Consider the following 18431-nt stretch of genomic DNA (forward strand, 5'->3'; position numbering starts at 1 on the left):
TAATATTTATTTTGTTGGTTTGGTTGTAAATGTAGATTTTAAATATTTCCAAATAATTTATTCCACATATTATTTTATATATTAGTAATTCCTTTTAATCAATATGGAAATTAATGGAAAATCAAAACTCAGAGGCTTTAAACTTAACTAATACTGTTTTTAATGTGTTAACAGATCGTGTTATACGTCATTTTAAGTTAAAACATAATATATCCATCAAGTATAAAGACTCTCAATTATATGGTTTTGGAAACTATAATACTGAACAGCCTAGCTTAAAAAGAGATTTTGAACTAATTATAAAAAGCCATGTCAACGGTAAATATTTATATAATAAACAGCGAGAAGCTGCCTCTGGTAAGCCTATCATTAAAATAAGTGGTGATTATAAAAATTTGTATATTAAATATTTAGGATATAAAAACATCACTGATTTTATTAATAGCGATTTGTTTTCTTCAAAACAGAGACTCAAACAATTAGAATTAATAACTAAAGGAGACGAAATTAACGAGCACTATTACGTATGCTATTATTTTGGAGAAGATAATAAAATGAATAAAGGTCAAGTAATTATTCACCATAATTGGAAAACCATAGAAATGATTTATGTGTATGTGAATGAAAATGAAGAAAAAAACACTTATTTGTTTTACGGTAATATTACACAGAGTGAAGATTTCGCCTACTTTGACACTAAATATTACGTAGGAAATAAAAGGAGTGAAGGCGCTAAATTTATATTTTTTATTGGAAAATCTTCACCAAATGAAAGACAGTATTTAATTGGTACGTATTGTGGTTTTGATAAATACGATCGCGCTATTTCTGGTAAAATGATTTTAAAAAAATACAACTCTAAATCTGAAATTGAAGTTGAAGTAAATAATAAATCATTCGACCCAATACTTTGCCAAGAATTAAATAAAAATCGAACGGTGGTAGAAAGCAACATTAGAAAAAACCCTTTACTGTTTTCTAAAAAAAGTCCGTTTGCTCAGGTTTTGACGCGTACATCTGGAGATTATATTTTTAACTTTGAAATAGAACAAACGAGCCACAAACTAAAATTGAAAATAGAAAAATATCACTTTAATATTATCAGTTTAAATGATTCTATAATCGTTGAAGATGATAGAATTACTGTTTTAAATAAAGGACAAATAATTAATTTTGATTTTACAGTATCAGGTATGTTTCATTTACAAAAAGTATCTATTTACATCAATGCCATTTATTTTGTAGAAAATGATAATAAAGTTACAGGTATTTTTAATGGTGTGGATATTAATAATAAAATTGTTTCTGGTAACTTATCAATTGAAGTTATTAACTAAGTCACTCCACAAGGAGCATTCAAATGATTTTCTGCTTCTTTTCCTAAAAATAGGGCTCTTGTCCTCTCCTATTTAATAAATAGGAGCCCATGAACTCAGAATAAATTTGGTTAACGCCAAATCCTTATTCTTAGGCTTCATTAGCATTGTAGAGAAAAGTTTATAAAGTAAAAACGATGTATAGAACTTCCGCTTTTCCCAAAGCAAGTAACGCAGTTAACATTGCAGAGAAATATTTGTAAAGAAAACTATGTATTAAAATTTCGCTATTAAGCGAAGCTCATGTAATACAACGTGGTGTATTATAATTCGTTTTAAACCTTATTATCGGACATCATATCAAATAGTTTGGTAACTGAAATTATGAAAATAGATTATATATCCGTAATAAAATATTTTGTTGGTATAAAAAAAGAATCATCTCATGGATGATTCTTTTTTAAATAATCTGAGCATGCTATATGTGTTAAACTGTATAATTATGAATTCAATTAAAATTTTCTTACAATTAAAACGCTGTTTGAATTAAAACAAGAGCCTAAAAAGACCTCACCGCTGAAGGATGCATTAAAGCTCATCACAAAAGGTGAATAGCCATCTTTTGTCGATGTCCAATAAAATAGTGTTTCATCTAAACTTCCTAAACCTTGTGAATGGACATTATCAAAAATTGCTCTCATAGAACCACTACTTGGAATAAACCAATCATCATAATTTAGATATTCTAAATCAGCGACTATCTTAAAAGCATAATCGTCACTTCCAAATTCTAGACCATTAGGCACCGAACTGTTGTCATTAAGATTACCATCAACAATGTTTTGCGTGTTGGTCAATCCATCGCCAATCAGCGCGCTATTAGTTAAATCAAAATGGTCTCCCCAGGAAGTCGCACCAATCGAAGAATAATCTGTCGCAACGAATATAGTTCCGTCAGTTTCATCAACATGAAATATGAATCCTCCTCCATACTCAATACCATAAAAGACTTCTACACCCAGCTGTTCTGTTATATCTAAAACCGCAACGCCATTATCCAAGTTTTCAATTACTGAAAATTCTGAATTAAATATTGTAAGATCAATGCTTTCGACAGTGTCATTGTTTGAACAGTTAAAAATTGTCATTGCTACTAAAATAAAAAATAAATTTTTCATGTTTTATAATTTTGGTTTATATGAATTAAACAATTGAATGCACGAATATCCTGAAATAATTTTAATAATTTTATTCAATACAAGTTTAACCTTCACCATTCTTACCTCTAAAGATTCCAAACACATTATGATTTTCTCCTACGTCGTCGTATAAAAAGCATACACTACGTCAAATTATCACATTAAATAACTACTCGCAAACCTAAAGTTTAGTTTGACTAACCCCTAAACTCATTCTTCATTTTTATGAATATTGTAGATGAGACTTTTCGAAATAAAGCATAATTGGTATCATGATAATTTGATATTGAGTGCAATTATTTCAACTCCTCAATCAACCACAACCGTTTTTAGCAATATCAATTTTATCCCATCATAAGATTGTAGTTGTTTCAGATACTGATAAACAGAAGCTTTGTAAATTTTACTTGGCATAAATTTAATCTCATGATTATATCCTAAGCTATTACTGCTGGTTTTTTTTCGTGTAGTGTGTAGTCAATTGTAGTAATGCATCTATATTTGAGCTCTTTTTGGTAGTAAAACAAGTCATAAATTAAACCTCGTATATGATTAAAAAATACATCGTATATCATCTTCGTTGTATTTATGAGTCTAACTGTTAGTATATGTTGTATTACAATTACTCTAGTTTTGAAAGTTAAAACACACTCTAGAAACAGTTATTTTAATTTAGACAGGCTAAAAAGGATGCTTTTATCACTAAATTAAAATCCTAATAGAGTTAACAGCAAACTAATACGTATAATAGCGCTCCCTTTAGTATATAAACTCGTATATGATATTGGACTAAAAATTGTCATACTATTTAATAGAACGATAAATAATTCTACTAAAAAGCTAATCCAGCATAAAAGTTGTATGCTGAAGTGTTAAAAGTATATCTGCGTGTTTTATAGAATACAGCATGTTGTTATTATAATTAATGAATATGTGAATATTTAGTACTTTTTAATTAAAGTATTTATATTGCCATTAATATATATTCAAAGTTTCAAACAATAAACACTCCTTTTACATTAGAATAAAAAGACATGATTATACCTAAGCTACATTATATATCCCAAGGAAATTCTCCAAAAGAGCACCTAGAAAACATCCAGAAAGCATGTTCATCTGGTGCAGAGTTAGTACAATTACGGTTAAAAATTAGTTCAGAAAAAAAAATATTAAAGTTCGCAAAAGAAGCTAGAGAAGTCACATCTCATTTTCAAACCCGATTAATTATTAACGATCATTATAAAATAGCAAAAGAAGTCAAAGCAGATGGTGTGCATTTAGGACCATCAGACGTCTGCCCTACTATTGCTAGAAAGTATTTATATACTTGGCAAATGATTGGTGGAACGGCAAATACATTGGAGGATTGTGAAAAATTATTAGATAAAGAAATCGACTATATTAGTTTAGGACCTTTTCGAGAAACAACTACGAAAGACAATTTAAGACCGGTTTTAGGTTTAAAAGGTTATACTGCGATTACAGATGTCTTAAAAACCCCAATACCAATTATTGGGGTTGGCGGTATTACCACAGCAGATGTTGAAGCCATATTAGAAACTGGTATTTCTGGAATTGCTGTATCTGGAGAAATCACCCGTGATTTTAATATCGTAAGAACATTTAACAAATTACTTAACGCATCTTTAACAGAAGAGAAACGTCATACATTTGAATAAACTATCTAATATTAAGAAAATAGAAAGTCACCATTTTTATTTAGATAGTATTTGAAAAACGTAATTATGATCACAGATAACTATCATAATTATTTTACGTCATACCATTCATATTTAGTAATGAATCCATAAGATTTAAAACATCTTGAAGTTTCGATTTCGCCTATTTTATTTGGTCATCTGCTACTTTTACTTCTATGTCATTACTTAGATATTTATCATTCTTCGGTATTGCACAAGTGTGACAAGTGTCTACTCTCCTATATAATAATAACAATAATGGATTCTCGTAAACCTAATATTTAGTTTGAGTAGCGTCTAAAATTATTATCCTTTTTATTCCTAAGATTTGCTTGTTTTAGAAAAATTCATTTTATCTCATAAACACAATGACATTGACAATATAGAATATAATTTTTATTAAAAATCTCTCGTAATTATTATCGTGATAATTACCTCATTCACTAAAAAGGGTTACCCTATCCTTTTTTCACCTTCGGTGCTGGTTTTAAGCACATTAATTATTAAGATTCCTCAAAGCTAGCTAGTTATGATACTCCTAATTTACTAGTGTAAATCCATTTGAAAATAATTACATGATATTAATCATCCAATTCATATATAAAATATTGTATATTTGTCAACCATATGGTTAAACCATCTAGTTTAATATGAAAACAAATAAAAACGAAAATACAGAAGAACAAATACTTAACGCCGCAAAAAACGTGTTTCAAGTCAAGGGAATGGATGGCGCTAGAATGCAAGAAATTGCTGATAAAGCCGGTATTAACAAAGCCATGTTGCACTATTATTACAGAAGTAAACAATTGCTCTTTGAGGCCGTTTTTAAAACTGCTTTTTCCTTATTAGCACCTCAATTAAATACGATTTTAAATGATGATTCTTCTATTGAAGACAAAATAAGAAATTTTACCTTAAACTATATAACGTTCATTAGCAAGCATCCATATTTGCCAAATTTCATCATTCAAGAACTCAATAGAAATCCGGACTTCATTTTAAAGATGAAAAACAATTTAGGGTTTCCTAATTTAGAAAAATTTAAGAAACAAGTCAAAACTGAAGTTGAAAAAGGCACACTAAAACCTATTAGTGCAGAACAATTATTCATCAATATTCTAGCGCTTAATATTTTTCCATTTGTGGCCAGACCATTAATAATGGCATTTACAAATACAAATGATAAAGCTTATAAGCAACTAATTGAAAACCGTAAAACGGAAGTTGCTGACTTTATTATTAATTCTATAAAGAATACATAAAATGAAACAATTAATAATCGTTCTAATCCTCTTAAGTGCTCTGTCCAGTGTTGCTCAACAAACCATTACACTCGAGGAATGTTATACTTTAGTGACTCAAAATTATCCTTTAGTAAAACAATCAAAACTATTGGATATGCAAAATGAATTGGAATCAGATGTCATTTCTACTTCAAGATTACCGCAATTCAGTTTAGACGCACAAGCAACCTATCTATCTGATGTGGTAGAAGTGCCAATTCCAAATTCGAGTATCGAATCATTAAATAATGATCAATATCGGGCAACAATTTCTGTAAATCAGTTAATTTATAATGGCGGAGTATCAGGTGCTTCTTTAAATTTAAAATCTGCTCAACTTAAAACAAAACAGAAACAAATTGAAGTCAGTTTATATCAATTAAAACAACAAATAAACCAACTCTATTTCTCTGTTTTATTAGCTCAAGAATCTAAGTTATTATTAAACGCTAAAAACACTCAACTACAAGCAAAACTTAAAGAGGTGCAATCTGGCGTCAAGTATGGTATTATTTTACCGTCTTCAGATAAAATTTTAGAAGCTGAATTATTAAAAATAAGTCAACAGTTACAAGAATTAGAAAGTAATAACACAACGCTTATTGAAACACTTTCAAGTTTAATAAGTCTGCCATTATATACATCAACGTTATTTCAAAGTCCACTTCTAGAAACCCAAATAAAAAGTGAATTAAACAGACCAGAACTAGAGTTGTTTCAACTTAAAAAAGAAGAAATCGAAAATTCAGAAAGTGTATTATCTAAACAAAACACCCCTAAATTATTTGGGTTTGCAACTGGTGGTTATGGTAATCCAGGACTGAATATGCTAGACAACTCGTTTCAAACATTTTATACTGTAGGTTTTAAGTTGAATTGGAATATTTTTGATTGGAAATCTAACAAAAAACAACGCGAATCATTACTAATCAATAAAGATATTGTAGACAACGAAACCGAAATTTTTAAATTGAACACTACGATTGAATTGAATCAGCAACAAAAAGAAATCACTAAAATTGAAGCTTTTATCATTTCCGATTTATCGATAATAACTCTTAGAAAAGAGGTGCTTAAAGCAGCAGACTCACAACTTAAAAATGGAGTTATTACCTCTTCGGCATACATCACAGAACTCACCAATTTATACGAAGATGAAAATACGTTGGTAAAACATAAAATTCAATTACAACTCGCAAAAGCAAATTACAATGTCATTAAAGGACTATAAAAATAGACACATGAAAAACTACAACTATATTTTAGGACTAAGCATTGTTACTTTAAGCTTATTTTCTTGTAATAATTCTAACAGTAAAGCTGATGGTTATGGAAATTTTGAAGCCACAGAAATTACTATTTCCGCCGAAAATAATGGGAAACTAATGCAGTTTGATGTTACCGAAGGAAATGTGCTTCAAAAAGACCAATTCATAGGTTATATTGATACTATTCAGCTGGCATTAAAGCGTGATCAATTACACGTATCTAAAGCTGTAATTAGCTCAAAATCTAAAGGTGTTTTATCGCAAATTAATGTGTTGAATGCAAAATTAAATGCAGCAAACATTAACAAAAATCGAACTCAAAATCTCATTAAAGATAATGCAGGCACACAAAAACAACTGGATGATATTCTAGGAGAAATAGACGTTATTAAGAACCAAATTAGAAGTGTTGAAATCCAAAATGCACCTGTGGTAAATGAACTAAAAAGTATTGATGTGCAATCGCAACAAATTAAAGATTTAATTCAAAAAAGCAAAATTATAAATCCACTAAACGGAACGGTTTTAACCAAATATACTGAACCAAACGAGATTACAACCTTTGGAAAACCTCTTTATAAAATTGCCGATTTGAGTACAATGCAACTGCGTGTTTATATAAGCGAAACACAATTGGCAACTATTAAAATAGGGCAAGAAGTTACTATAAAAATTGATGATGTGGATACTATGAAATCTTATAAAGGAATAATTAGTTGGATTGCGTCGGAAGCCCAATTCACGCCAAAAATAATTCAAACTAAAGAAGAACGAGTTGCCTTAGTTTATGCAGTTAAAATAGATGTTACCAATGACGGAAGTCTAAAAATAGGAATGCCTGCAGAATTATGGATAAACAAATCAGATGCTAACAATTAATAATAAATAAACCATGAAACAAATCATTTTCGCAATAAGCCTTTTGGCTTTAGTAAACTGCAAAGACACTAAACAACAAGAAGCTAAAATAGAACCTGTTGAGCAACCCGTTGAACTTATAAACGAAGGTCACAACGAGGATACCTCAAACGTATATGATAATGTTTGGATCAAGGATATTGAGTTGGATAATAGTCGTAAATGGCCCGCCAATCCAGAAACCAAGGAAGGTGTTCAAAACATGCAAAATAGGATCAAAACGCAAACAGCTAAGACATTGGATGACTACTATAAATTAGCTGAACAACTAAATAATGACAAAAACTATGTCATAAAAAATTGTACTATGAAAGGTGCTTCACACGATAATTTACATATTTGGCTCTTGCCATTAATGGATAAAATTGAAGCGCTTTCTCAAGCTAAAACCTTGGAAGAAGCGTTAAAATTAAAATATAGTATAGAGGGAAACCTCAATGCATACAATGATTATTTTGAATAAATGGGCATTACTATTTCAAAGATATCAAAATCCTATAAAAAAGTAAAGGCATTACAGCATATTTCTTTTGACGTAAAACCGGGTGAACTCTTCGGATTAATCGGTCCAGATGGTGCTGGCAAAACGACTTTATTTAGGATATTAACTACACTTTTAATTGCAGATGAAGGCTTAGCAACTGTCGCTGGTTTTGATGTGGTTGCAGATTATAAAAGTATCAGAAAAAATGTTGGATATATGCCAGGTAAATTCTCACTCTATCAAGACTTAACAATTAAAGAAAACTTGACTTTTTTCGCAACTATTTTTGGAACCACTATTGAGGAAAACTACGATTTAATAAAAGAAATTTACGTTCAGATTGAACCCTTTGAAGATCGTAGAGCGGGAAAATTATCTGGAGGAATGAAGCAGAAGTTAGCATTGTGTTGTGCATTAATACACAAACCAGAAGTATTATTTTTAGATGAACCAACGACTGGAGTGGATCCTGTTTCTAGAAAAGAATTTTGGGAAATGTTAAAGCGTCTGCAGCAAAAAGGCATTACAATTTTGGTGTCTACACCTTATATGGATGAAGCTGCTTTATGTGATAGAATTGCACTCATACAAGATGGGAAGATTTTAGAAATTGACACACCTAAAGCTATTGTAAAACATTACTCAAAACCTATTTATAATGTTCGTGCACAGAATATGTATCAACTAATCAATAGCTTAAAAGAGTATCAATACAATCATAGTGTTTATCCATTTGGTGAGTATGTGCATTATACCGATAAGAGAACGAATTTTAATCCAGAAGAATTAAAGATGTATTTAGAATCGAAAAATTTAACCAACATAGAAATTAAAATAACAGTAGCTACTATTGAAGATACCTTTATGGAATTAGCAAAATCATGAATAACAATAAAGTCATACAAGTAAAAAGCTTAACTAAAATGTTTGGAGATTTCACAGCTGTAGACGCCATTACTTTCGACGTTGAAAAAGGAGAAATATTTGGATTCCTAGGAGCTAATGGTGCAGGAAAAACAACAGCTATGAAAATGCTTATAGGCATCTCTAAACCTACTTCTGGCGAAGCAAAGGTCGCAGGTTTTGATGTTTCTAAACAAGCGGAAGACATTAAGAGAAACATTGGCTATATGAGCCAGAAATTTGCATTGTATGACGATTTAACCGTAAAAGAAAACATCACTTTTTTTGGTGGTATTTATGGTTTATCAAGAAAACGAATAAAAGAAAAATCGGCAGTTTTAATTGAAGAATTAGGTTTGGAGAAGGTCTCGAATAAATTAGTAGTTTCCCTACCATTAGGTTGGAAACAAAAACTATCCTTTTCTGTGTCTTTACTTCATGATCCAAAAATTGTATTTTTAGATGAACCAACAGGTGGTGTAGATCCAATTACTAGGCGTCAGTTTTGGGAGCTTATTTATAAAGCAGCCCATCAAGGAACGACCGTTTTTGTTACGACTCACTATATGGACGAAGCCGAATATTGTGATCGTGTATCTATTATGGTGAACGGTAAAATTGAGGCTTTAGACACACCAAAGAAGCTTAAAGAGCAGTTCAAGGTAGCAAATATGAACGATGTGTTCTTAAAACTAGCAAGAGGATGAAACGTTTTATAGGCTTCATAAAAAAAGAATTCTACCATATCTTTAGAGATAAACGCTCGCTGTTTATTCTTTTTGGAATGCCAATTGCCCAAATTTTGTTATTTGGTTTCGCTATTACTAATGAAATTAATAATGTAGATATTGCTATTTTAGACCATTCTAAAGATGCAACCACAAAAGAGATTATTAACAAAATAGCTGCTTCAAAATATTTTAGCATCAAACAAATGATAACTCGTGAAGCAGACATTGCTGCGGTGTTTCAAAAAGGACAGGTAAAAGCCGTTTTGAATTTTGAAAAAGATTTCAGTAAAAACCTAATTAAAGATCATAAAGCTACCATCCAAATTATTACAGATGCCACAGATCCAAATACAGCCAATACTATAAGCAATTATGTAAATGCTATTCTCCAACAGTATCAAAAACAACTAAATAAAGACATTACTATAATTTATCAAATAATTCCCGAAACCCGTATGGTTTACAATCCTGAATTAAAAAGTGTCTATATGTTTGTTCCTGGTGTAATGACTATTATTTTGATGTTAGTGTCTGCTATGATGACTTCTATTTCCATTACGCGAGAGAAAGAATTAGGCACTATGGAAATTCTCTTAGTATCACCATTAAAACCAATTCAAGTTATTATCGGAAAAGTATTTCCTTATATTTTTCTATCGATAATTAATGCTGTAGTGATTGTGATGTTAAGTATTTTTATCTTTAACATGCCAGTTCAAGGCAGCTTGTTTTTATTAGGTTTTGAAAGTATATTGTTTATAATAAGCGCTTTAGCTTTAGGTATTTTAATCTCAACAATTTCGGCAACACAACAAACTGCTATGATGATTTCTTTAATGGGATTGATGCTTCCCGTAATTTTATTATCTGGCTTTATTTTTCCTATTTCAAGTATGCCTTTACCTCTTCAAATAATTAGTAACATCATTCCGGCAAAATGGTTTATCATCATTATAAAAGGCATTATGCTGAAAGGAGTAGGATTACAGTATCTATGGAAAGAAACCTTAATTCTATTAGGAATGACCGTGTTTTTTATTGCATTAAGTGTGAAGAAATATAAAATTAGACTGGAATAATGAAAACAATCTTTTACATCATACAAAAAGAATTCAAGCAAATTTTTAGAAATAAAGGGATGCTTCCTATAATTTTTGTTTTGCCATTATTGCAGCTCGTTATTTTATCTAACGCAGCCACTTTTGAGGTAAAGAACATCAAGTTTGGATATATCGATAACGACCATACATCAACATCTAGAGCTTTAGTGGAAAAATTCAATGCCTCTACTTATTTTGATATGTTAACTGATTTTCAATCTAAAGCATTAGCAAGTTCAGCAATGCTGCAAGGCGAAGTAGATGTCGTTTTAGAAATACCACTATATTTTGAGCGTGATTTACAAAAAGAAAAACACAACGATTTAGGTGTTACCATTAATGCTATTGATGGTGCAGCAGCCGGTGTTGAAAATGTATATGTAACGCAGATTATTCAACGTTTTAATCAACATTTAAAAGTTAATTTATTACAAGTTTCAGACAAACAAATACAGCCAATAAACATCGATACCATTCCACTGTTTTGGTATAACGAAACCTTAAATTATAAAACTTTTATGGTACCTGGTATTTTGGTGTTGTTAGTGACTATGATTACTTTATTTCTTTCAGGAATGAATATTGTTCGCGAAAAAGAAATTGGCACATTGGAGCAAATTAATGTCACACCAATTAAAAAAAGCCAGTTTATTATTGGTAAACTTTTTCCTTTTTGGGTCATAGGAATGGGCTTGTTATCGGTTGGATTAGTATTAGCAAGGCTCCTATTTAATGTACCTATAATTGGGAGTCTACCACTCCTGTATTTGTACACGTCTATTTATATTTTAGTCATATTAGGGATTGGTTTATTTATTTCAAATTTCACAAATACACAGCAGCAAGCCATGTTTATTGCTTGGTTTTTTACGGTCATTTTTATTTTAATGAGTGGTTTATTTACACCCATTGAAAGCATGCCTAAATGGGCTCAAATAATTACAGAATTTAACCCCATAAAATACTTTGTGGAAGTCATGCGTATGGTGATGCTCAAAGGCTCAGGGTTTATGGATATTCTTCCGCAACTCTTAAAAACATTATTATATGCCTTAGTAATGAATGGTTTGGCTGTTTGGAGTTATAAAAAGACATCTTAAAGTTCTAAAGTTCGAATTATTTTTTATTCCTAAACCTCGCCTTCTTCGCTCATGACAAGCTTAACGCATAAAACGTATTCTTTTCCTTATTTATTCCTATGGAGTTTTTGAAGTTGCAAATAGCAAATGGTTGCATCCATTTATTTAACCAAATTATATTTATGTTGAGTCCTTATAAAATTTAGAGCATAAAAAAAGCCTATCACTTAGTGACAGGCTTTAAATTTTTTGGTTAAGCGAATATTAGATAACCTTTACGTTAACTGCGTTTAATCCTTTTTTTCCTTCTTCAAGATCAAATTCAACTGCATCACCTTCACGAATTTCGTCGATTAATCCAGAAATGTGTACGAAGTGATCTTTGTCTGAACCTTCTTCATTTATAAAACCAAAACCTTTGGCATCATTGAAGAATTTTACTGTTCCTTTACTCATTAGATTATAATTTAATGTTTAATAATTATTTATTAATGCTCAAAGATAATAACAAAAATTGTATTATCTAGTTAATTTTCGAAGTGCAACCCATTGTTTTAACATTTCTCTAGAATCTGTTGCTGGATAACCTAATACTGTTTTCCCTGCAGCCACATCATTCATAACACCAGATCCAGCGCCTACAGTGGCTCCAGAATGTATTGTGGTATGATCTTTAATAGATGCGCTTCCTCCTATCATAACACCATCTCCTAGAGTTACTGAGCCCGCTAGTCCGCTACTTCCTGCCATAATACAAGAACGACCTAAGATACAATTATGTGCAATTTGAACTAGATTATCAATCTTACATCCATCGCCTAATATTGTAGAACTAAATTTTCCGCGGTCAACACAAGAATTCGCACCAATTTCTACCTGATTTCCTATAACTACGTTTCCTATATGTGGAATTTTAATCAACCCCCTACCATCATCACTTGGACGATAACCAAAGCCATCTGCTCCAATACTTACATTAATATGAAATATACAATGGCTCCCAATCACAGAACGTTCTCGAATCACTGTACCAGACCATACTGTAGTGTGATCACCTATAGTAGTTTCATCAAAAATGGTCACATTTGGATACAGTATCACACCTTTACCTATAACAACATCTTTACCAACATAACAGCCTGCTCCAACTCTACTCCCTTCTCCAATTGTTGCCGAAGCATCAATGCTTGCTGTAGGATGAATGTCTGTTTCAAAATAAGGTGCTGGTGGTGCAAACACCTCTAATAATTTAGCCATAGCTAAATCGGCATTTTTAACCTTTATAATTACACGATTATTACCAGGTTCTAAATCTATGATATCATTTACGATAGCTAAAGAGGCCTTAGAATCTGGCCACATGGCAGCATATTTTCTATTTCCTATAAATGTTGCTTGGTTACTATTTGCTTTTTGAATTTGTTCTAAACCTGTAATAGTGTGAGCTGTTTCGCCTAAAACCGCTCCATTTATAATGGTGTTAATTTCTTGTATGGTCAATGACTTCATTAATGTATATGTTAGTTAGTAATCGACAAGATACTAAAATAGTAAGTAATTCATATGCTTCAGGATTTCAAAATCAAGTAAATCTAAGTAGATATATGACTCGTTGACTGTTTGATTTTAAATACATCTAAATATTATGGATTATGGCAACTCTAAATCACTGTAGGCTATTATACGCATCAAAATCTGCTTATCGCGTTGAAACCAATTGTCCGACTGGAATGTATCCACTACATGTAGTTAATCCAAAATGTACACTGGCAATACCTTTACCCATAATTCCTGAAAATACGATTAGACAGCATACATCTATAGGTTTAATCAGTGCTCCTTAGGTTATCTAGCATCGCCATTAAAAAAGAAGCTGTCTACTAAGATTTAGGCTGGCTGTAACTTCGCTCTTAACTCTGGATTTTCAATAATAAAAACAGTGTAAGGTTCCAATCCATAAGAAGATGAGACCAAGCGAATCGCTTCTTTAATTGTTTCTAATTCCTCATTTGACATCTTGAATGACACGCATATTAACTGGATCTCCTTTTTGACCATGTCAAATGCGTAACACATTATTTTGTTCACTCGATAAATCATGTGGTTTTAGCAATTCTAGAAATTTTTATCAATCAATGTATTGGTATACATAATGTCAAGAATAACTTTCTAAGCATTTTTTATACTCATGGTAGATTTTATGATGTTTTCAATTTCCACTATTACACTTTAAATATTGGTATGAACAAACGTGTGTTGTTTTTTTTAAATTTATTTTTATACTATAAGGCAGTCCCCTTTTTACATTAAAATTGCTGTAAAAGAGAAGAATGATTTTTTTGTTGTGCAACATAGAGCACTATCGCATTGCCTTTATTGCGGTTGCTATTTATGTGCAAGTAGAAAGAGGAAAGTGTGTTTTAGTGCTGTCATTTCAATGTAGAAATAGTAGATGATACTTTTTGTTGATCTGTACCGATAAAAATAAGAGAGAAACAACAACTTAGAAAACATAAAAATTGACCCAATTTTAAAAATTGATTCAAAAAAATTTGGGGAGAAATTTGGAAGTATCCTAAATTAAAAAAAACACCTTTGTGAGATGCTTTTAAAGTATTAGTATCATTTTTAAGGCTATCCTATCCTTTTGCAGGAAGAGCGCAGCGATTAAAAAATTAAGAACATAGCGAACGCTGTACTAAAACATCCCGATTTTGAAGTTTCAGAACTTTAGTGATTTCTGCGACTTTTAGATGCGACGGGACTGCGAATGAAAATTCATTTTCCACTCCACTCCAGCACCTCCTCCACCGTAGCAGATTTTTGAATTATCATCCCTTTACTGTCTAATACATACATCGTTGGCGTGCCGATGACCGCATAGTTTTTAAAATTAATACCGTTCATACCCTCTACATCGCGGTATTTGGTTGTCCATGGAAATGACGCAGCCGTAGTTGCAAAAGTATTTGGATCTAGGTCGCCGGCAATGCTGATGATTTCTATTCCTTTGGCGACCAAATCTTGATACTGGCTTTTTAAGGCTGCTATAGCGGTTTCGCAATGCCCACAGTCCGATTGATAAAAGAACAACAAGGTATATTTTGAGTTTAATTCATCGGTTTTTAAAACGGTGGTTTCAGTTGCACCTCCTTGTGCAAGTACTATTAAATCTGGGGCTTTCATGCCTACCATAGCTTTAAGATATACCTGCATACTGCCCACATACTCCGTTACTTTGCCCGATTCTAAAACCGTTTTTGCTATGGCATCTATGTAGTCGTCTTTGCTGTATTCAGTAAGATAATACGTGAGTTTGCCTACAAAATCGGTGTATTGCACTGGATTTTTAATTCGATCGCTTATCTGCTTAAAATCTTGGGCAAATTGGGCTTTATCACTCACAACATTCATTTACAAAACCACCCAACTCTGAATAATCCCTTGCCAATGACCCGACACCCACATGTCTTCAAAGCTCAATTTTTGGGTAATAAATTCATTTACCAAAAGTGCTTTTTGGTTGTAATCATCTGTAAGACGGTGCGGAATACCGTTTACAAGATTCACGATAGGCAAAAACCTGGCATTGAAGTTGGTATTTTGTTTTAAATCTTGCTGAAACGCATCATACGCTTTTACGTGCACGGCTGCCTCTTTGGCAAAAGCCGCATACAATTGATGCTTTTTATCATAAAGTTGTGTGGCCTTACTCATGGTTTCAAATTTATCTATAATAGCCTGTTCCTTGGCGTGAAGCCTATTCAGCTCATTTACGGCATCAAAACCTTTGTAGCTAATATTATTATTGTCTGGAGTAGCACTCAGGCAACTTACCTCAAAATCATAACCTGGTATGGCCATATCTAAACCACCGCCTTCTGCAGTGTTTGTTATTAACCACCGACTCATACCCGAGTAGGGTGCATATTGTTTGGGGATTTTTAGCGTAAACTTGCCGTTGGCTGGAATGGTATCTTGCTGTACCGTTTCTTGTTTGCTGCCCTGAAAAATGATAAAATCGTAGGTTTTGCCAGCAAACGCAGGAAACTCCATAGTTATGGATTGCGAAAAACTCTGTGAACTAAAGAGTAAATAACCAAATAATCTAATCCCTAATGCAACGTACACAAAACCCGTACGACTTATTGGTGTTGCTGCGGTACGCATCGGCGTTATTGTAGAGCAGGCTTCGGAGGTAGGCGTAACTACTACTGTCCTCTGTACTGCTCCACCAGTCGCCGCTGATGCCAACGTAGTAGAACGTGCCATAGTTACTGCCGCGGAAGCCGCTAGGTAGCGCAGAAAAACCACTGCTGTTGGTTGCTCCTGTGTTTGGGCTGTTCCAATGTGTAGTACCTGTTTCTTTCATTTTGCCGCCTGCTGCACTTGTGCCTCCTAAAAAAGTAGTTAAGATTGTCCACTCAGCATCCGTAGGTAAATGCCAACCGTCTGGGCAAATACCTTGGTTGGCATTATTGTCTTCTGTCCAATTATCTGCAATGGCAGCAGCGTAGGTATATAAAGCACCATAATCTGGATGTGTGATATCTATCATACCATCATTATTACTGTCTCCATAAAAACTGTAGGCATCATCGGTATTATTATCTGCTAACGCTGCCCAAGTTGCGTTATTATCAATATAAAGGTATAGGGTTTCCATTTGGCTATTTGCTTACTTTTAGGTCTGCCGCCATCCAACATTGACCATCAATTAATACCGTTGGGTAAGTGTTGCCATCTATATCGGTCATCGCATCTCCACACGTAAATGCAGGTGTAATGCCACCCATACAATCAGACCAAATAGTACCATTGTAATACCGCATACATTGTTTACTTTCATCATAAATCATTAAACCCGCAACAGGTGTAGCAATAGCAGCAACATTGGCTACTCGTGGTGGTAAAAAACCTTTATTTGTAGATACAATATCCAGTGCTGCATTAGGGTCTGGAGTAGTAGTACCAATACCAACCTGTGCCGTTATTTTTATAAATAAAAAGAGTAGTGTTACTAGAATAATTCTTTTTTTCATAATGTTTGAATTTTTTGGTTATGTTTTTACTGGGCTTGTTTTTAATTTTTGCTAATGATTAGTATATGAAGCGTAGCATCCCGCAGGGTGCTATGATTTCATATATAGTGTTGTGCATAGTTTTTATATTATTGTAATCACAAGACAAGTATTAACTTATACACTTCTTTAAAAACTGGTAAATCGTAGTACAATGCCATAATTCTCAAAAAATAAAATCACTTACAGTGTTTTTTGCTTAGCTCGGCAAAGCTCGAACAAGTTCGGCTTTACTCTCGCCTTTCGCAAAAAAATCGACCGCTTCGCGGTAATTATTAAATTGTTAAATAGATAAATTGTTAAAAAGCCCTTACTCCACGCACGGTGTTTAGCCATGTCTTATTATTGAAGTAGGCGTAACCAAAGCTGAAGCCGAAGATGTACGCAGATTCTTGGGAATACTCAGTACTGCTCCAATAGTAACCTGGTTGTGAAAGTAGCGTGTTGCCTCCGGCTCGTAAGACTTTTTGAACACTATAACGGTTGTAGTACAATAAGCCTAACTCATCAATACTTGGTAGATACCAACCGGCACCTAAACCAGTAATATAAGTTTTAGCAGGGCTGTCAGTCATTAAATTGGTATTAAATACCCCATCTTCAGTACGGTTGGCATTTACTAACGAACTTGTCCATGACCATCTTTGTGTAGTTTCGGTAAGTGCTACTATTAAGCCGTGTTCTAAACCATCACTACCTTTGTATAGGTAAAAAATTATTCCGCCATCAAAGGCTTCGCCTAGGTAGTGGCTACTTGCTGTTACTGTCCATATTGGTGCAGTGGTGGTTCCTGTATTCACTTGCAGTTGGTTAGCAGTAGTGTTGAAAATAATCAATCCAGTTGCAGGCAAGGTAACAGCAGAGCCTGAGGCTACTCTAGGAGGGAGAAATCCTTTGTTAGTTGCGGAAACATCGAGTGCCGCCGATGCGTGTGGGATAGTGGTACCAATCCCTACTTGGCTTGATGCGACTGATGCAATAAACATAAAAGTAACTACTAAAAAGTGTTTGTAAGTTTTCATAAAATTGTGATTTTTGTGTTAAAAGAAATTAATAATCCGACTGTGGCAGCGGTTGCTTGTTGTGCTTGTGTTGTTAGGTTTCGGGCTAACAACAAAACACTTAATTTTACTCTTTTGTTTTTGTTTTGTTTTTGATTATTTTTTTTGTTTAGAAATAATATACTTTTTATGTCTGCCAGTTAATGTTTACGCTGCGTATTTTCATAATATTATGCACAACGGCTACGTATATGGAAAGTTGCGCTGAAAATAGGCTGTTACTTTTCGGATGAAACACAAGCCGAATTTTTAAATTTTACTATTTATCTTTTTATTGGAAATCGTCAAATTTAAAAATTTGGCGA

The 18431-nt window shown here is 32.7% G+C and carries 20 protein-coding genes; 11 read left to right on the plus strand and 9 right to left on the minus strand.

Annotation, left to right across the window (positions count from 1 at the left end):
- Nucleotides 1-113 precede the first annotated feature (113 nt).
- On the plus strand, nt 114-1337 hold the full coding sequence (locus ACJAZK_RS02820) for a hypothetical protein (RefSeq protein ID WP_415222508.1): 1224 nt from the start codon (nt 114-116) through the stop codon (nt 1335-1337).
- Between the two features lie 491 nt (nt 1338-1828).
- On the opposite strand, the gene ACJAZK_RS02825 is transcribed toward ACJAZK_RS02820, so the two are convergent.
- Complete coding sequence (locus ACJAZK_RS02825) at nt 1829-2494, minus strand: hypothetical protein (protein ID WP_415222509.1); 666 nt, start codon at nt 2492-2494, stop codon at nt 1829-1831.
- A gap of 1055 nt (nt 2495-3549) precedes the next feature.
- Between ACJAZK_RS02825 and thiE the strand changes: the two genes are divergently transcribed.
- The 9 genes from thiE to ACJAZK_RS02870 all read left to right on the plus strand — a co-directional run bounded on the left by thiE (nt 3550) and on the right by ACJAZK_RS02870 (nt 12005).
- Nucleotides 3550-4194 carry a thiamine phosphate synthase gene (gene thiE / locus ACJAZK_RS02830; protein ID WP_415222510.1) on the plus strand — a complete coding sequence of 215 codons (645 nt, stop codon included), beginning with the start codon at nt 3550-3552 and terminating at the stop codon, nt 4192-4194.
- A gap of 671 nt (nt 4195-4865) precedes the next feature.
- Complete coding sequence (locus ACJAZK_RS02835) at nt 4866-5480, plus strand: TetR/AcrR family transcriptional regulator (protein ID WP_415222511.1); 615 nt, start codon at nt 4866-4868, stop codon at nt 5478-5480.
- A gap of 1 nt (nt 5481) precedes the next feature.
- Nucleotides 5482-6732, plus strand: coding sequence for a TolC family protein (locus tag ACJAZK_RS02840; protein ID WP_415222512.1), 1251 nt, complete (start codon nt 5482-5484; stop codon nt 6730-6732).
- Nucleotides 6733-6742: 10 nt separating this feature from the next.
- Complete coding sequence (locus ACJAZK_RS02845) at nt 6743-7648, plus strand: HlyD family secretion protein (protein ID WP_415222513.1); 906 nt, start codon at nt 6743-6745, stop codon at nt 7646-7648.
- A 13-nt stretch (nt 7649-7661) separates the two neighbouring features.
- Nucleotides 7662-8150 carry a hypothetical protein gene (locus ACJAZK_RS02850; protein WP_415222514.1) on the plus strand — a complete coding sequence of 163 codons (489 nt, stop codon included), beginning with the start codon at nt 7662-7664 and terminating at the stop codon, nt 8148-8150.
- Nucleotides 8151-9056: an ABC transporter ATP-binding protein gene (locus ACJAZK_RS02855; protein WP_415222515.1), complete on the plus strand. Its 906-nt coding sequence runs from the start codon at nt 8151-8153 to the stop codon at nt 9054-9056. It begins immediately after the preceding gene.
- Complete coding sequence (locus ACJAZK_RS02860) at nt 9053-9781, plus strand: ABC transporter ATP-binding protein (protein ID WP_415222516.1); 729 nt, start codon at nt 9053-9055, stop codon at nt 9779-9781. The genes ACJAZK_RS02855 and ACJAZK_RS02860 overlap by 4 nt, the downstream gene beginning before the upstream one ends.
- Complete coding sequence (locus ACJAZK_RS02865; RefSeq protein WP_415222517.1) at nt 9778-10884, plus strand: ABC transporter permease; 1107 nt, start codon at nt 9778-9780, stop codon at nt 10882-10884. The genes ACJAZK_RS02860 and ACJAZK_RS02865 overlap by 4 nt, the downstream gene beginning before the upstream one ends.
- Nucleotides 10884-12005 carry an ABC transporter permease gene (locus ACJAZK_RS02870; RefSeq protein ID WP_415222518.1) on the plus strand — a complete coding sequence of 374 codons (1122 nt, stop codon included), beginning with the start codon at nt 10884-10886 and terminating at the stop codon, nt 12003-12005. The genes ACJAZK_RS02865 and ACJAZK_RS02870 overlap by 1 nt, the downstream gene beginning before the upstream one ends.
- A gap of 243 nt (nt 12006-12248) precedes the next feature.
- Here the strand turns inward: ACJAZK_RS02870 and ACJAZK_RS02875 are convergent, their stop codons facing one another.
- Both ACJAZK_RS02875 and lpxD read right to left on the minus strand, forming a co-directional pair.
- Complete coding sequence (locus ACJAZK_RS02875) at nt 12249-12440, minus strand: cold-shock protein (RefSeq protein ID WP_028870928.1); 192 nt, start codon at nt 12438-12440, stop codon at nt 12249-12251.
- Nucleotides 12441-12503: 63 nt separating this feature from the next.
- Nucleotides 12504-13493, minus strand: coding sequence for a UDP-3-O-(3-hydroxymyristoyl)glucosamine N-acyltransferase (gene lpxD / locus ACJAZK_RS02880; RefSeq protein WP_415222519.1), 990 nt, complete (start codon nt 13491-13493; stop codon nt 12504-12506).
- 143 nt (nt 13494-13636) lie between these two features.
- Here lpxD and ACJAZK_RS02885 point away from each other — a divergent pair, with 143 nt between their 5' ends.
- Nucleotides 13637-13828 (plus strand): hypothetical protein, encoded by a 192-nt coding sequence (locus tag ACJAZK_RS02885; RefSeq protein WP_415222520.1) that lies wholly within the window; start codon nt 13637-13639, stop codon nt 13826-13828.
- Between the two features lie 43 nt (nt 13829-13871).
- Here the strand turns inward: ACJAZK_RS02885 and ACJAZK_RS02890 are convergent, their stop codons facing one another.
- The 6 genes from ACJAZK_RS02890 to ACJAZK_RS02915 all read right to left on the minus strand — a co-directional run bounded on the left by ACJAZK_RS02890 (nt 13872) and on the right by ACJAZK_RS02915 (nt 18087).
- Nucleotides 13872-14000, minus strand: coding sequence for a hypothetical protein (locus ACJAZK_RS02890; RefSeq protein ID WP_415222529.1), 129 nt, complete (start codon nt 13998-14000; stop codon nt 13872-13874).
- Nucleotides 14001-14762: 762 nt separating this feature from the next.
- Nucleotides 14763-15389 (minus strand): peroxiredoxin family protein, encoded by a 627-nt coding sequence (locus tag ACJAZK_RS02895; RefSeq protein ID WP_415222521.1) that lies wholly within the window; start codon nt 15387-15389, stop codon nt 14763-14765.
- Between the two features lie 9 nt (nt 15390-15398).
- The gene (locus ACJAZK_RS02900; protein WP_415222522.1) at nt 15399-16154 is read right to left on the minus strand and encodes an alkyl hydroperoxide reductase; all 756 of its coding nucleotides are present in this window, start codon (nt 16152-16154) and stop codon (nt 15399-15401) included.
- Nucleotides 16093-16650, minus strand: a complete 558-nt coding sequence (locus ACJAZK_RS02905) for a fibrobacter succinogenes major paralogous domain-containing protein (RefSeq protein ID WP_415222523.1) — start codon at nt 16648-16650, stop codon at nt 16093-16095. Before ACJAZK_RS02905 ends, ACJAZK_RS02900 begins: the two co-directional genes overlap by 62 nt.
- A gap of 4 nt (nt 16651-16654) precedes the next feature.
- The gene (locus tag ACJAZK_RS02910) at nt 16655-17026 is read right to left on the minus strand and encodes a hypothetical protein (RefSeq protein WP_415222524.1); all 372 of its coding nucleotides are present in this window, start codon (nt 17024-17026) and stop codon (nt 16655-16657) included.
- Nucleotides 17027-17364: 338 nt separating this feature from the next.
- On the minus strand, nt 17365-18087 hold the full coding sequence (locus ACJAZK_RS02915) for a hypothetical protein (RefSeq protein ID WP_415222525.1): 723 nt from the start codon (nt 18085-18087) through the stop codon (nt 17365-17367).
- Nucleotides 18088-18431: the final 344 nt, after the last annotated feature.

Source organism: Psychroserpens sp., assembly GCF_047633235.1.
In the GTDB taxonomy this organism is placed as follows: domain Bacteria; phylum Bacteroidota; class Bacteroidia; order Flavobacteriales; family Flavobacteriaceae; genus Psychroserpens.